This is a genomic window from Tamaricihabitans halophyticus, assembly GCF_004340875.1.
Taxonomy (GTDB): domain Bacteria; phylum Actinomycetota; class Actinomycetes; order Mycobacteriales; family Pseudonocardiaceae; genus Tamaricihabitans; species Tamaricihabitans halophyticus.
Window position 1 is genome coordinate 22904 of sequence record NZ_SLXQ01000013.1, and the last position, 13786, is coordinate 36689.

Genomic DNA, 13786 nt, shown 5'->3' on the forward strand with positions numbered 1-13786 from the left:
CCGGCACCGGCCACAGTTTCCAGAAAACCACTACTCATCACCGGTGATGCCCCGTGTATGTCGGTGCGCTCGAGCTGGATGTGCTGCTCGGAGACGTGCATTCGCTGAAGCAGAAGCGCTCGGTGGTGCGCCCGGTGCTCGCCGAACTGCGTCGCCGGTTCGAGGTGTCGGTTGCCGAGGCCGGCTACGCCGAACTGCATCGGCGGAGCCTGATCGGCGTAGCGGCGATCGCCAGGGACGCGGCACATGTGCGCGAACTGCTCGACTCCTGCGAGCGACTGGTAGCCGCGCGTCCCGAGCTGGAGCTGCTCTCCGCGCGAGAGCGCTGGCTCGGGCCCGACGATGAGTAAATGATCGAGTGCAGGACCTTAAGTAAAGGAGAAGGTCGTGGCCGACCAGGCCCGCGCCCGCAAGCTGGCCAAACGTATTGCCCAGATCGTGGCGTCCTCGCTGGAGCACGAGGTGAAGGATCCCCGCATCAGCCGGGTGACCGTGACCGACGCCAAGATCACCGCGGATCTACGGGACGCAACGGTGTACTACACGGTGCTCGGCGAGCAGCTGGATGCCGAACCGGACTTCCCCGGCGCCGCGGCGGCGCTGGAGTCGGCGAAGGGTGTGCTGCGCTCCCGGGTCGGTCAGGGCACCGGCGTGCGGTTCACGCCGACGCTGACCTTCGTCGCGGACACCGTGCCGGATGGTGCGCGGCGGATCGATGAGCTGCTTGAACAGGCCCGCGAAGCCGACGCCGAAGTGGCAAGGCAAGCCACCAACGCACAACCTGCCGGCGAGGCCGACCCGTACCGCACCTCGCCTGAGGATGTCCCAGACGCCGAGGACGCAGCGGACTCCGAGGCTCGCTAACCTTAAAGAACGCGATTACGGTGCGTGTGCGTACTGGGTGGTTAGCTCGCGGGTTTGTGCGCCAGCACCAGGTTACGGGTGATCGCCTGGTCCACCCGGTGCGCGAAGTCGAGTTCGGCGTGCCGGATCTCGAAGCCCGCAGCTGCCAGCAGCTGGTGCAGGTCATCGGTGCGCAGCACGTAGGTGTTCCAGGAGATCCCGATCGCCCCGCCGGGACGAAGTAGCTCGGCCCACTGCGGGATCGCTTCGGCGAGCAGCTCGGCAGGGCGACGGGCCGGCGCGGCGCCAGCCGCCCGCCTGCTGCCATGTTGCACCCCGTACGGCGCGTCGGTGACGATCAGATCGAATTCGCGCGGGCGGAAATGCTCGGCACACCGCGTCGTGTCCGCGTGCACGAACCGCAAATGCTGGGTCTGGCCGGCCTTGTAGGCGTCCTTGTCCGCGGCGAACTCGACTTCCAGGTGCTTGCCAAGGGTGACCTTGTTCCGCCGGATCTGTCCGGACGTGGCGCGGTGTTTGATCCGCTTGTTCTTCAGCCAGGTACGGAGAAACCGTTCGTACTCCTCGAAATCCTTTGTCGCCAGGTCCATCCCGGACGCGTCGCCGCCGTACATGATCGCCTGGTTCAGCGTCGTTCCCCTGCCGCACATGGGATCGAACACCCGCAGCGGTTTGTCCAGCAACTCGGCCGGCCGGTCCGTGCTGAGCGCGGTGGTGTTGAACAGCAGTTTGGTGAACAGCTCGTTGGTCTTACCCGAATACTTCTGGATGGTCAGCAGATCCGAGTCGTACCGGTCCAGCCGGCGCACCGTGATGGGCCGCAGCGCGTCCTCGGTCACCTCGAACAACGCGTACAGCGAGGACAGATTGGACAGATAGGCGACGTCCCGCTCGGTGAGCCGTCCGGTATGGAACGTGAGGTAGTCCACGCCACCGATGGTTTCCTCGGCGACGTTCTCGATGGTCCCTTCCAACACCGTGCCACCGAAGACCGCCAGCTCGGCGCGCATCAGCTGCACCGAGTTGGCCGTATACACCCGGTTCGCGGCTGGCAGGACGAGGATCGCGTACTTCTGCATGGCTGGGCACACTCACGAATTCAAGATGGCGGTTCGAACCGGACTGACGAGCGTGCGCGATGTTACCTGGCTGCTACCTGACTGCTTTAGCGTCGCCCGGCACGCGTAACTTGCACCCCGTGGATGAACTGGAACAGCGGCTGCGGGTGGCTGCCGACGTGTTGACCGATGCCCGGGACGTCACGCTGCTCGCGCATGTGAAACCGGATGCGGACACCTTCGGCAGCGCGGTGGCACTGGGCTTGGCGCTGCGTGGCCGTGGCGCCACCGTCCGGGTGTCTTTCGCCGATCCGGCGGACGGGGTGCCGGAAACGCTGCGTTGCCTGGATTCCTCCGGTTTGGCGGTGCTGCCGGACGAACTTCCGGAAACTCCCGAAGTCCTGGTCGTGCTGGACACCGGCAGCCTGGGGCGACTTGGTTCGCTCGCCGGGCAGGTGCACGCGACCCGTGCCGCCGGTCGGCCGGTGGTGGTGCTCGATCACCACGCCTCCAACCCGGGTTACGGCACGCATAACGTCGTGGACGAGAACGCCGAGGCGACCGCGGTGCTGGTGCTCGCACTGCTCGACGAGCTGGGCGTACAGCTGGACGAGCCGATCGCCAGGGGCCTCTACGCCGGGCTGATGACCGACACCAGTTCGTTCCGCAGGGCCACCCCCGCGACGCACGCGATGGCCGGGCGACTGCTCGAGGCCGGCGTGAACCCGGACGAGCTGGGTAGGCAGCTGGTGGACAACCTGCCGTTCAGCTGGCTGGGCGAGCTGGCCACGGTGCTTGGCACGGCGCGCTACGAACCGGCGGTGCTGGATGGCTTGGGCCTGGTACACGCCGTGGTGCCGATCGAGATCACCGCGCGCGCTCGGATGGACGATGTGGAGACCGTGGTCGACCTGCTGCGGGCAACCAACGAGGCCGAGGTCGCGGTGGTGCTCAAGGAGATGCGGGCGGGGGAGTTCACCGTCTCGCTGCGGGCGAAATCGCGCGTGGATGTTCGCTCGGCCGCGCAATCCCTCGGTGGCGGCGGCCATCGGCTGGCCGCGGGCTGCACGTTGACCGGTACGGCCGAATCGGTACTCGACGACCTGCGAACCGCGCTCGCCGCGGCTGAACGGCTGTGAGCGCGCAGGACACCGGGCCACCTCAACCGGAAGAAGCGACCCCATCGGACGGCGCGCCGTTGCGGCGGGTACTCAAGCTGGCGTTTCCCGCGCTCGGCGTGCTCGCGGCCGAACCGCTCTACCTGCTCGTCGATACCGCGGTCGTCGGGCATCTTGGCGCGCTGCCGCTCGCCGCGCTCGCCGTCGGCGGGGTCGTGCTCGCGCAGGTATCCACCCAGCTGACCTTCCTTTCCTACGGCACGACGGCCCGCACCGCGCGGTTGTTCGGCGCCGGCCGGCGCAGCGAAGCCGTCGCCGAAGGGGTGCAGGCAACCTGGCTCGCGGTCTTTGTCGGACTGGTCGTGCTGCTGGTGGGACAGCTACTCGCCGCGCCGATCGCGAGCCTGCTCTCCGGCAGCGAGGAGATCGCGGAGAGTTCGGTTCGCTGGCTGCGGATCGCGCTGTTCGGCGCGCCACTGATCCTGATCACGATGGCCGGTAACGGCTGGATGCGCGGCGTGCAGGACGCCGTGCGCCCGCTGCGCTACGTGCTTGCCGGAAACGCGATCTCCGCCGTGCTGTGCCCGATCCTGGTGTATCCGGTTGGCTGGGGGCTGGAAGGTTCGGCCGTGGCCAATGTGGTCGCGCAGGTGATCTCGGCGGGGCTGTTCATTCGGGCGCTGCTCGTCGAACGCGGTCGTGGCGTCTCGTTGCGGCCGAAACCGGCGGTGATGCGCGCGCAGCTGGGCCTCGGCAGGGACCTGGTGTTGCGCAGCCTGGCCTTCCAGGCCTGTTTCGTCTCCGCGGCCGCGGTCGCCGCGCGAACCTCGACCGAAGCGGTCGGCGCGCATCAGGTGGTGCTTCAGCTGTGGACGTTCCTCTCCCTGGTGCTCGACTCGCTGGCCATCGCCGCACAGTCGCTGGTAGGCGCCGCGCTCGGCGCGAGGGCAGGGGATCAGGCGCGGCGGATGGCCGGTCAGATCGCCAGGTACGGGCTGGTTTTCGGCTGCGGGCTCGGCGTGCTGTTCGCCGCGGTATCCGGCGTACTGCCCAGGGTGTTCACCGCCGACGCGGGCGTACTCGCGGAGATCCCGAACGCCTGGTGGTTCTTCGTCGCGCTACAGCCGATCGCCGGTCTGGTGTTCGCCCTGGACGGGGTGCTGCTCGGCGCGGCCGACGCGGCGTTCCTGCGCACCGCGACATTGCTCAGCGCCGCGACCGGGTTCCTGCCGATGATCTGGCTCTCGCTTGCCTTTGGCTGGGGACTGCTCGGCATCTGGAGCGGGCTCGCGCTGTTCATGGTGTTGCGGATGGGCGCCGTACTCGGCCGGATACGTTCCGGCAAATGGGCGGTGCTTGGCGCCGTGCGCGGCTAACGCCGGTTAGCGGCCGGCCACGGTCGGCGTGCCGACGAGTTCGACTCCGGCCGCGCGCAGCTCGGCAAGGGCGGCGGTCACCGTGGGTTCGGCGACACCCGCGGTCATATCGAGTAGCACGGTGGCGGCAAAGCCTTCGCGTACCGCGTCCAGCGCGGTGGCCCGTACACAGTGGTCGGTCGCGATGCCGACGATGTCCACCTCGTGTACTTCGTTGGCACGCAGCCAGAAAGCCAGTTCACCGCCTTCGAAACCGGAGTATCCGGCGGAAAAACGTCCTTTGGAGACCACGAGGTCGAGCGGGGTCACATCCAGCTCGGGATGGAACGACGCGCCAGGCGTGCCGGCCAGACAATGCTGCGGCCAGGAATCCACGAAGTCCGGCTGCGCACTGAAATGCGCGCCGGGATCGATGTGGTAGTCCCGCGTTGCCGCCACCCGGTGATAGCCGGTGCGCGCCAGGTGCTCGCTGATCCGCACGGCCACCGCCGCGCCGCCGGAGACCGCGAGCGCGCCGCCCTCACAGAAGTCGTTCTGCACGTCCACCACGATCAGTGCGGTGCTCATGGAGCCGAACCTACTCATGGCTGCTCGTCGAGGAAAGTAGTGGGAATCGCGGGTTCGCCCTTGGACAGTTTGAGTCCCTCCCATGGCAGGCTGATCAGCGCCTCGCGGACGCGTTGCCGGCTGTCGGTGAGACTGGGCAGGCCGTCCACGGGTTTTCCCTCGCGCAGCAACGGTATCTGCAGCTCGCGATCACCCGGTTCCGGTGTGGGGCGCGGTCCGGCCGAGGGAAACACCAGCTCCGCCAGCGCGGTGCCGGTGTCCTTGTGCCGCCGCACCGCCAGTTTGCGACCACCGCGGGATTCCTTGTGCTCGCTGCGCTTGGCTACCGGATGCCCGGCCACGTCGACCAGCTTGTACACCATGCTCGCGGTAGGCGCGCCAGAACCGGTGACCACCGAAGTGCCGACACCGTAGGCGTCTACCGGCTCGGCGCGTAGCGCCGCGATCGCGTATTCGTCCAGATCACCGGAGACCACGATCCGGGTGTTGCGCGCGCCGAGCCGGTCCAGCTGTTCGCGGGCTTGCCTGGCGAGTACGCCGACGTCGCCGGAGTCGATCCGGATCGAGCCGAGCTCGGTACCCGCCGCCTCGATCGCCCGCGCGATGCCAGTGCTGATGTCGTAGGTGTCCACCAGCAGCGTGGTGTTCGCGCCAAGGGCCTGAACCTGCGCTCGGAAGGCGTCCAGCTCCCGGTCGTGCAGCATGGTGAACGCGTGCGCCACGGTGCCCATGGTGGGGATCCCGTACCGGCGGCCAGCCTCCAGGTTGGATGAACTGCCGAACCCGGCGAGGTAGGCGGCGCGCGCACTGGCCACCGCGGCCGTTTCATGGGTACGCCGCGAGCCCATCTCGACGAGCGGTCGGCCGTGCGCGGCGCTGACCATCCTGGCTGCCGCCGAGGCAATGGCGCTGTCGTGGTTCAGAATGGACAGTACGAGCGTTTCCAGCAGGACCGCCTCGGCGAAGGTGCCGCGCACGGTCAGCAGCGGGGAGCCGGGGAAGTACAGCTCGCCCTCAGGGTAGCCGTCCACGTCGCCGCGGAAGGTGTAGTCGGCGAGCCAGTCCAGCGCCTGGTTGCCGACCACGCCGGTCCGCGCGAGCGCGTCCAGTTCGGCCTGCCCGAAGTGGAACGATTCGATCGCCTCGACCAACCGCTGGACGCCACCGACCACGCCGTAGCGGCGCCCGTCCGGCAGCCGCCGCGCGAAGACCTCGAAGGTGCACGGCCGCTGCGCCGTGCCATCGGTGAGCGCACTGGCCAGCATGGTGAGCTCGTAGTGATCGGTCAGCAACGCGGTGCTCGGTTGGTTGCTCGTCATGGTCCGAGCTTAAGCCGCGGATTTCCCGCCCGTCCCCAGCGCCCACCAGCTCGCTAACCTCAAAGAACGCGGTCACGGAGTGTGCCCGGCCGCCGAGTTGCCCTACTGGCACACCGGGTGGTTCGGGCATGCCACCATGGGACCATGACCACGCCTGTCGAATCCGAGCAAACACAGGCCGCTCCGGTCGGTGCGGAGATCGCCGAAGAGGACAAGCCGTGGCAGACGGTCGTCTGGAATGATCCGGTCAACCTGATGTCCTATGTGACGTACGTCTTCCAGAAACTGTTCGGGTACAGCAGGGACCACGCCACCAAGCTGATGCTCGATGTGCACCACAAGGGCAGGGCGATCGTGTCGTCCGGTTCGAAGGACAAGGTCGAAGGCGACGTCGCGCGGCTGCACGCCGCTGGACTGTGGGCCACCATGCAGCGGCCCGCCTGAAGGAGTTGACGGTTGAAACCCTGGCGCCGTAAGGGCAGCAAGATCGTCTGCACCTTCGAGCAGCAGGAGGCGGCCATCGTGCGCGGGCTCGTCTCCCAGCTGCAGGACATGCTCGCCGCCCGTGCCGACGAGGCACCGCAGGACGAGCTGGCCGAGCTGACCGGCATCAAGGCCGGTCCCAGTACTTCGCCGGATGATCCGGTGCTCTCCCGGTTGCTGCCGGACTTTCACCGGCTGGACGCGGATCACCCCGACCAGGCCGAGATGGACTCGGCTGGCGCGTTGCGTTCGCTGCACGAACCCGCACTACTCGCCGCGAAGAGCGAGGTGGCTGCGCTGGTGATGGACACCTGCCCGCCAAACGGTGGTGAGGTACGGCTGTCCCTCGAACAGGCGGACTCCTGGGCTACGGCGCTCAACGACGTACGGCTGGCTCTCGGCACCGCGCTGGACGTGGACGAGAACATGCCCGATGAGCTGCCCGAGGACGATCCCCGCGCTCCGCATCTCGGTGTCTACCACTGGCTGACCTGGGTGCAGGAAAGCATGCTCCAGGCCCTGACCGGATGACTGCTGACCGGATGACTACTGGCCGGCCGGCCCAGCCAGGTCCCGGTAACGCGATCACCGATGTGCCGGGCATCCGCGTCGGCCACTACGAACGCCTCGGCGACGGATGGGCGAGCGGCACCACCGTGGTGCTCGCCGGGGACGGCACGGTTGGCGCGGTGGATTCCCGGGGTGGCGCGCCCGGTACGAGGGAAACCGACCTGCTGGTACCGGAGAATCTGGTGCGACAGGTGCACGCGGTATGCCTGTCCGGGGGTAGCGCCTACGGCCTCGCCGCCGCGGACGGCGTGCTGCGCTGGCTCGCCGAGCGCTCCGTCGGGCTACCGGTTGGTCAGCAGCCGCACGAGGTAGTGCCGATCGTGCCGGCCGCCGTGCTGTTCGACCTGCCGGTCGGCGACTGGGGTAACCGTCCGGACGCCGACTTCGGCTACGCCGCCTGTGCCGCCGCGGGCGATGGACCGGTCGCGGAAGGCTGCGTCGGCGCGGGCGCCGGCGCGCGGGTGGGCTCGCTCAAGGGCGGCTTGGGCACCGCGAGCGTGCGGGTTGACGAATTCACGGTTGGCGCGCTCGCGGCGGTGAACGCCGCGGGCGAAGCGGTGGATCTGAGCACCGGTCGTCCCTACGCCGCCGACGCCGAGCTGGCCGGCGAGTTCGGCGTGGCCAAGTGGCCAGCAGCGCCAGCACAAGGGTTGCCGAACGGCGGCACCGAGCTGAACACCACGATCGGCGTGCTCGCGGTGGACGCACGGTTGGACAAGGCCGAATGCCGCCGGCTCGCGGTCGCCGCGCAGGACGGCCTCGCCCGCGCCGTTCGTCCCGCGCACACCATGTTCGACGGGGACACCGTGTTCGCGCTGGCCACCGGCCGGCAGCCGTTGACCGACGACGAGCGGGCCGCGGATCCGAGGTTCGGCGGTCCGGGTAGGGCCGCGCGACTGGATCGGTTGTGCACCGCCGCTGCCGAGGTGTTCGCGCGCGCCATGGTGCACGGGGTGCTCGCGGCCCACGGCGTGGCCGGCCTGCCCGCCTATCGTGAGGTCTGGCCAGCCGTGGACGCGCTCTAACCAGTTCCCACGGTGTGGGCGGCGCGTGATCAAGCCTTAGGATGGGATACGTGTTGCAGATCCGGCGTGACCTCGTAGACGCGATATGGGCGCATGCCCGCCGGGACCACCCGGACGAGGCTTGTGGCGTCGTCGCGGGCCCCGAGCCGGCCGGGCCGCCAGAGCGGCATATCCCGATGGACAACGCGGAGCGCTCGCCCACCTTCTACCGGTTCGACTCGATGGAGCAGCTCAAGGTGTGGCGCGAGATGGACGCCAACGACGAGGTGCCCGCGGTGATCTATCACTCACATACCGCGACCGAGGCCTATCCCTCCCGCACCGATGTGTCCTTCGCCTCCGAGCCGGATGCCCACTACGTGCTGGTTTCCACCCGCGTACCGGAAAACACCGAGTTCCGGTCCTTCCGCATTGTGGACGGGGAAATCACCGAGGAACCGGTGGAGATCGTCGAGTCGTACATGTTCACGCACACTGGGGCCGACGACGTTCCAGATCGTGCCGCGGAACGTGACTGAGCCCGCATAGGGGAATTTCCTGGCGGGCGCGAGCGTCGCACCTGCTGAATACCGGCCTGACTAGCGGAGGTTTGAACTTATGGCCGTCACCGTGTCCATCCCTACGATCCTGCGTACGCACACCGGCGGAGAGAAGTCCGTGCAGGCCGCGGGCAGCACCGTGCTCGAGGTGATCGAAGACCTCGAGGCCAAGCACGGCGGCCTCAAGGAGCGCCTGGTCAAGGACGAGAAGCTGCACCGGTTCGTGAACGTCTACGTCAACGACGAGGACGTGCGCTTCGCCGGGGGACTGGAAGCTAGTGTCGCGGATGGCGACAACCTGACCATCCTGCCCGCGGTCGCGGGCGGTATGCGGTAGGAGCAGGTCATGGCGCGGTACGACTCGCTGCTCGACGCCCTTGGCGATACCCCGCTCATCGGGCTGCCCAATCTGTCGCCCGCCGAGGGTGTGCGCCTGTGGGCCAAGCTCGAGGACCGGAATCCAACCGGCTCGATCAAGGATCGTCCCGCGCTGAAGATGATCGAGGACGCGGAGGCGGAAGGCCGACTCCGGCCAGGCAGCACGATCCTCGAACCGACGTCCGGGAATACCGGCATCTCGCTGGCCATGGCCGCGAAGCTGAAGGGCTACGGCCTGGTCTGCGTGATGCCGGAGAACACCTCGGACGAGCGGCGGCAGCTGCTCCAGGCCTACGGCGCGCGGATCGTGTTCTCGCCGGCAGCCGGCGGCTCCAACCAAGCGGTGGCGCAGGCCAAGGAGCTGGCCAAGCTGAACCCGGACTGGGTGATGCTCTACCAGTACGGCAACCCGTCCAATATCGCCGCGCACTACACCGGAACCGGCCCGGAAATCCTGCGTGACCTGCCGAGCGTGACGCATTTCGTGGCCGGTCTCGGTACCACCGGCACCCTCGTCGGGGTGGGCAGGTACCTGCGAGAACAGAAACCGGACGTGCAGATCATCGCCGCCGAACCGCGCTACGGCGAGCTGGTGTACGGCCTGCGCAACCTGGACGAGGGCTTCGTGCCCGAGCTCTACGACGAGGAGGTGCTCACCGGTCGGTACTCGGTGGGCTCCTATGACGCGTTGCGGCGTACCCGCCAGCTGCTCGAGACCGAAGGGATCTTCGCAGGGATCTCGACAGGGGCGATCGTGCACGCGGCGCTTGCCGCCGCCGACAAGTCGGTGCGGGCAGGCAAGGAAGCCGATGTCGTGTTCATCGTGGCGGACGCGGGGTGGAAGTACCTGTCCACCGGCGCGTATTCCGGCACGCTTGACGAGGCCGCGCAGCGGCTGGACGGCCAGCTCTGGGCCTGAACCTATTTGGGCCTGAACCTATTTGGGGAGATGTTCACGATTTCAGGGTTGAGCCCGGACGCGGCGCGCGGCAAGGCCACGTAACCTCGAAGGCGTGGACCAGACACCAACGCCGCCCACACCGCCGGCCAAGCCCGCGCCAGCCAACCGGGTGCTGCCACCGAGGCTGAAGCAGTCCGCGATCGTGATCGTCGGCTTCACCGCGCTGCTCTACCTGGTGGAGCTGCTGGACGTGGTGCTGCCGGTCAACCTAGACAACGGCGGCATCGTCTCGCGCAGCCTTTCCGGGCTGGATGGCGTGCTCTGGGCGCCGCTGCTGCACGGCGACTGGGCACATCTGCTCGCCAATACCGCGCCGGTGCTGATCTTCGGATTCCTCGCGATGGCCGGCGGACTCGGACCGTGGATCGCGGTGACCGCGACCATCTGGATTCTTGGCGGCCTGGGCGTCTGGTTGATCGGCCCCGGCGGTAACACCGTCACCATCGGTGCTTCCGGCGTCGCCTTCGGCTGGCTGGCGTTCCTGCTGGTACGCGGCCTGTTCAACCGGAGTATCAAGCAGATCGGGCTCGCCGTGCTGCTGTTGGCGTGGTGGGGCAGCATGCTCTGGGGAATCCTGCCCGGTGAACCGGGGATCTCCTGGCAGGGGCATCTTTTCGGCGCGCTGGCCGGGATACTCGCCGCCTGGTTGTACGCGCGGGCGAACCGCGGCAAATCGGCTGGCCAAGCGAGCGCGGCGGCATCGGGTCCAGCAACGCTGGGGACCGAGTTGACCGGAAAAGGGCCGACCGGCAAAGGGCCGACCAGTAAAGGTAAGGCGAAAACCGGCCGGTGGGCGCGGTCGAGCGGCAAAACCGGATGAGCACGGTCGAGGGCACCGCGCCGATCGGGATTTTCGACTCCGGCGTGGGTGGCCTGACGGTGGCCAGGGCCGTACTGGACCAGCTGCCCGCCGAGCGGCTCCGCTATGTGGGTGACACCGTGAACGCGCCATACGGTCCGCTGCCGATCGCCAGGGTGCGCGAACTGACCCTGCGGGCGATGGACGGACTGGTTGACAGCGGGGTGAAGGCGCTGGTCATCGCCTGCAATACGGCCTCGGCCGCCTGTCTGCGGGATGCCAGGGAGCGCTACGACATCCCGGTCGTGGAGGTCGTACTGCCCGCCGTGCGGCGCGCCGCGGCGGCCACGCACAGCGGGCGAATCGGCGTGATCGGCACGGCCGGCACCGTTCGCTCCCGTGCTTACGAGGACGCCTTCGTCGGGGCCAGCGGAGTATCAGTGATCAGCGCGGCCTGTCCACGGTTCGCCGATTTCGTGGAACGCGGGGTGACCAGCGGGCGGCAGGTTCTCGGCCTCGCGCAGGGCTATCTGGAGCCGCTGCTGCGCGCGGAGGTGGACACGCTCGTTCTCGGCTGCACCCATTATCCGCTGCTCACCGGGGTGCTACAGATCGTCATGGGGCCCGAGGTGACGCTGGTATCCAGCGCGGAGGAGACGGCCAAGGACCTCGTGCGCGTGCTCACCGAACGTGACCTGCTTGCCGAACTGGACCCGTCGCGAGCGCCGCGGCACGAGTTCATGGCGACCGGGCCGGCCGAACCGTTCACCAAGCTCGCCCGCCGCTTCCTCGGCTTCGGCTACGAGGTGGACGCCTTCCCGCACGTCAACCTGCCGGCGCTCGCGCGCAACGGCGAAACACCCGATGGTGTGGCACGCTCCCAGTCGTGCGGTTGACAATCCTGGGCTGTTCGGGCAGCGTTCCACGCCCCGACGCGGCCGCCTCCGGCTACCTGCTCGAGGCTGATGGTTACCTGCTCGGCATCGAACTGGGCAACGGGGTGTTGGCGCGGTTGATGGCCCTGCGCGATCCGTTCGCGCTGAACGCCTTGCTGCTCAGCCATCTGCATCCGGACCACTGCGCGGACTTCAGCGCGCTCACGGTTTATCGGAGATACCACGCGGCGCCGCCCTACGACCCGCGGGCGCGCCGGCTGCCGGTGTACGCGCCGGCCGAGGCACCGGAGCGGTTGGCCTGCGCGCATGCCGCCGATGCCGCGGAACGCGCGGATGCCGACCTCGGCGATGTGTACGAGTTTCACCCGCTGGCGGCCGGCGACCTGCGGCTCGGTCCGTGGCACATCCGGGTGGTACCGATGCGGCATCCGACCGAGGCTTTCGGGTTCCGGATCTCCGACGGTGAGCGGGTGCTCGCCTATACCGGCGATACCGCGCACTGCGCGGGACTGGACGAACTCGCGACGGGCGCCGATCTGCTGCTCGCCGAGGCCTCCTGGACGGACGCGCCGGAGCGGCCGGCCGGGGTGCACCTTTCCGGCGTCGAGGCCGGCCAGCTTGCCGCCCGCGCCGGGGTCGGCCGGCTGGTCGTCACCCACGTACAGCCGTGGACGGATGCGAACGCGGTGCTCGCCGAGGCTCGCGGCGCGTACCGGGGAGACGCGCGGCTCGCCGAGCAGAATGCGGTTTATCAGCTGTGAGCTCCGCCCCGGCGCGACCGCCAGGCAACGCCATGGCGAGTAGGCCGAACGGGATGATCAGCCAGCAGGACAGCAGCCGATAGCAGAGCACGGCCGCCGCGGCAGCCGGTTCGGCGGCGCCAACGGAAAGCAGTCCGGCGAGCAGGCTTGCCTCGATCACGCCGATGCCGCCGGGGGTCAGTGGGATCTGCCGCACGACCTGCACGGTGAGGTAGAGCAGTGCGAGCTCGGTGACCTCCAGCGGCAGGCCAAAGGCCAGCGCCGTAGCGGTAAGGCACAGCAGATCGGCCAGCCAGTTGCCGCAGGCCGCGCCGAAGGCGAGTAGCCAGTGCCGCCTGGCAATCCGGCGCGCCGAACGGACCGCGTCCGCGAGCTCGGCGAACTGGCGGCTCAGCCGCGGCCAGCGGGACGGCGCCGGCACGGTAGCCACGGGTTCGCTGGGCTGCGGCCGCGTTCCGGCCCTGCGCCTGGCAACGGTTCTGCCGAGCAACAGCAGGCTGGTCACCAGTGTGCCGAGCAGCGCGCTGGTGACCGGTAGTCCCAGGGTGCTGGCTAGCTGGCCGAGCGCGGGGACGCTCATCCCCACCGCGAACAGCGTGAGCAGCGCGCCAAAGGAGAACAGGCCACAGATCACCAGCACGGCGCTGGCCGTACCCTGGTCCGCGCCACGTGCGCGGAACTGGCGAAACGCGTAGGCCGCGGATATCGCGGAGCCAGCCGGCAGGCTGAAGGTGATCGCGGTGCGGCCGTAGGCCAAGGCGAGCGAGCGGGGTAGCCGGATCGAGACGCCGAACGCGGCGAGCACTCTGCGCTGTAGCCGAGCGAACATGGCCAGCGCGGCGAACTCGGCGACCGCGGCGATCAGCAGCCAGTGCGGTTGCGCGGACCGTATCGCGGCGGCCACGTCGCTGAGATCGGGTAGCCGATCCCGCAGCGTCAGGTAGGCGATCACCAGCGCGACCAGCGCGCCGACGACCTTGGCCACAGTTTTAATCACAGGTTTAATTCTGCGCTCGAGTGCCGTCGTAAATCAACGCTTGTTGAAAATTTTGATGCCCCGGATGAGCGGGAA

At 68.5% G+C, this 13786-nt stretch carries 17 protein-coding genes; 13 read left to right on the forward strand and 4 right to left on the reverse strand.

Translation table 11 applies throughout. From position 1 onward, the window contains the following. Positions 1–53 precede the first annotated feature (53 nt). Entirely contained in the window at positions 54–350 is a 297-nt protein-coding gene (locus EV191_RS23300) for a DUF503 domain-containing protein (RefSeq protein ID WP_132879431.1), read from the forward strand. A 37-nt stretch (positions 351–387) separates the two neighbouring features. Then, positions 388–864, forward strand: a complete 477-nt coding sequence (rbfA, locus tag EV191_RS23305; protein ID WP_132879433.1) for a 30S ribosome-binding factor RbfA — start codon at positions 388–390, stop codon at positions 862–864. 41 nt (positions 865–905) lie between these two features. Here the strand turns inward: rbfA and EV191_RS23310 are convergent, their stop codons facing one another. Further along, a complete protein-coding gene (locus EV191_RS23310) occupies positions 906–1943 on the reverse strand; it encodes a TRM11 family SAM-dependent methyltransferase (protein ID WP_132879434.1) in 1038 nt (345 codons plus the stop codon). Positions 1944–2062: 119 nt separating this feature from the next. On the opposite strand from EV191_RS23310, the gene EV191_RS23315 reads away from it, so the two are divergent. Both EV191_RS23315 and EV191_RS23320 read left to right on the forward strand, forming a co-directional pair. Further along, positions 2063–3061, forward strand: coding sequence for a DHH family phosphoesterase (locus tag EV191_RS23315; RefSeq protein WP_243659174.1), 999 nt, complete (start codon positions 2063–2065; stop codon positions 3059–3061). Further along, a complete protein-coding gene (locus tag EV191_RS23320; protein WP_207894632.1) occupies positions 3058–4416 on the forward strand; it encodes an MATE family efflux transporter in 1359 nt (452 codons plus the stop codon). The genes EV191_RS23315 and EV191_RS23320 overlap by 4 nt, the downstream gene beginning before the upstream one ends. A gap of 6 nt (positions 4417–4422) precedes the next feature. Here EV191_RS23320 and EV191_RS23325 read toward each other — a convergent pair whose 3' ends face one another. Next, positions 4423–4983, reverse strand: coding sequence for an isochorismatase family protein (locus EV191_RS23325; RefSeq protein WP_132879437.1), 561 nt, complete (start codon positions 4981–4983; stop codon positions 4423–4425). Between the two features lie 14 nt (positions 4984–4997). Next, positions 4998–6302 (reverse strand): nicotinate phosphoribosyltransferase, encoded by a 1305-nt coding sequence (locus EV191_RS23330; RefSeq protein WP_132879439.1) that lies wholly within the window; start codon positions 6300–6302, stop codon positions 4998–5000. Positions 6303–6446: 144 nt separating this feature from the next. Between EV191_RS23330 and clpS the strand changes: the two genes are divergently transcribed. The 9 genes from clpS to EV191_RS23375 all read left to right on the forward strand — a co-directional run bounded on the left by clpS (position 6447) and on the right by EV191_RS23375 (position 12714). After that, positions 6447–6746, forward strand: coding sequence for an ATP-dependent Clp protease adapter ClpS (gene clpS, locus EV191_RS23335; protein WP_132879441.1), 300 nt, complete (start codon positions 6447–6449; stop codon positions 6744–6746). 12 nt (positions 6747–6758) lie between these two features. After that, on the forward strand, positions 6759–7316 hold the full coding sequence (locus EV191_RS23340) for a DUF2017 domain-containing protein (protein ID WP_132879442.1): 558 nt from the start codon (positions 6759–6761) through the stop codon (positions 7314–7316). Further along, entirely contained in the window at positions 7313–8380 is a 1068-nt protein-coding gene (locus tag EV191_RS23345; RefSeq protein WP_243659175.1) for a P1 family peptidase, read from the forward strand. The genes EV191_RS23340 and EV191_RS23345 overlap by 4 nt, the downstream gene beginning before the upstream one ends. Positions 8381–8430: 50 nt before the next feature. Continuing rightward, the gene (locus EV191_RS23350; RefSeq protein ID WP_279388453.1) at positions 8431–8898 is read left to right on the forward strand and encodes a M67 family metallopeptidase; all 468 of its coding nucleotides are present in this window, start codon (positions 8431–8433) and stop codon (positions 8896–8898) included. A gap of 79 nt (positions 8899–8977) precedes the next feature. Continuing rightward, entirely contained in the window at positions 8978–9256 is a 279-nt protein-coding gene (locus EV191_RS23355) for a MoaD/ThiS family protein (protein ID WP_132879445.1), read from the forward strand. Between the two features lie 9 nt (positions 9257–9265). Next, positions 9266–10216: a PLP-dependent cysteine synthase family protein gene (locus EV191_RS23360; RefSeq protein WP_132879447.1), complete on the forward strand. Its 951-nt coding sequence runs from the start codon at positions 9266–9268 to the stop codon at positions 10214–10216. Positions 10217–10310: 94 nt separating this feature from the next. After that, positions 10311–11078, forward strand: a complete 768-nt coding sequence (locus EV191_RS23365; RefSeq protein ID WP_243659176.1) for a rhomboid family intramembrane serine protease — start codon at positions 10311–10313, stop codon at positions 11076–11078. Then, positions 11075–11953, forward strand: a complete 879-nt coding sequence (gene murI / locus EV191_RS23370; RefSeq protein ID WP_132879595.1) for a glutamate racemase — start codon at positions 11075–11077, stop codon at positions 11951–11953. Before EV191_RS23365 ends, murI begins: the two co-directional genes overlap by 4 nt. Then, positions 11944–12714, forward strand: a complete 771-nt coding sequence (locus tag EV191_RS23375) for an MBL fold metallo-hydrolase (protein ID WP_132879448.1) — start codon at positions 11944–11946, stop codon at positions 12712–12714. Before murI ends, EV191_RS23375 begins: the two co-directional genes overlap by 10 nt. On the opposite strand, the gene EV191_RS23380 is transcribed toward EV191_RS23375, so the two are convergent. Then, on the reverse strand, positions 12605–13711 hold the full coding sequence (locus tag EV191_RS23380; protein WP_165913068.1) for a lysylphosphatidylglycerol synthase transmembrane domain-containing protein: 1107 nt from the start codon (positions 13709–13711) through the stop codon (positions 12605–12607). The two genes, EV191_RS23375 and EV191_RS23380, sit on opposite strands and share 110 nt — an antisense overlap. Between the last annotated feature and the right edge of the window lie 75 nt (positions 13712–13786).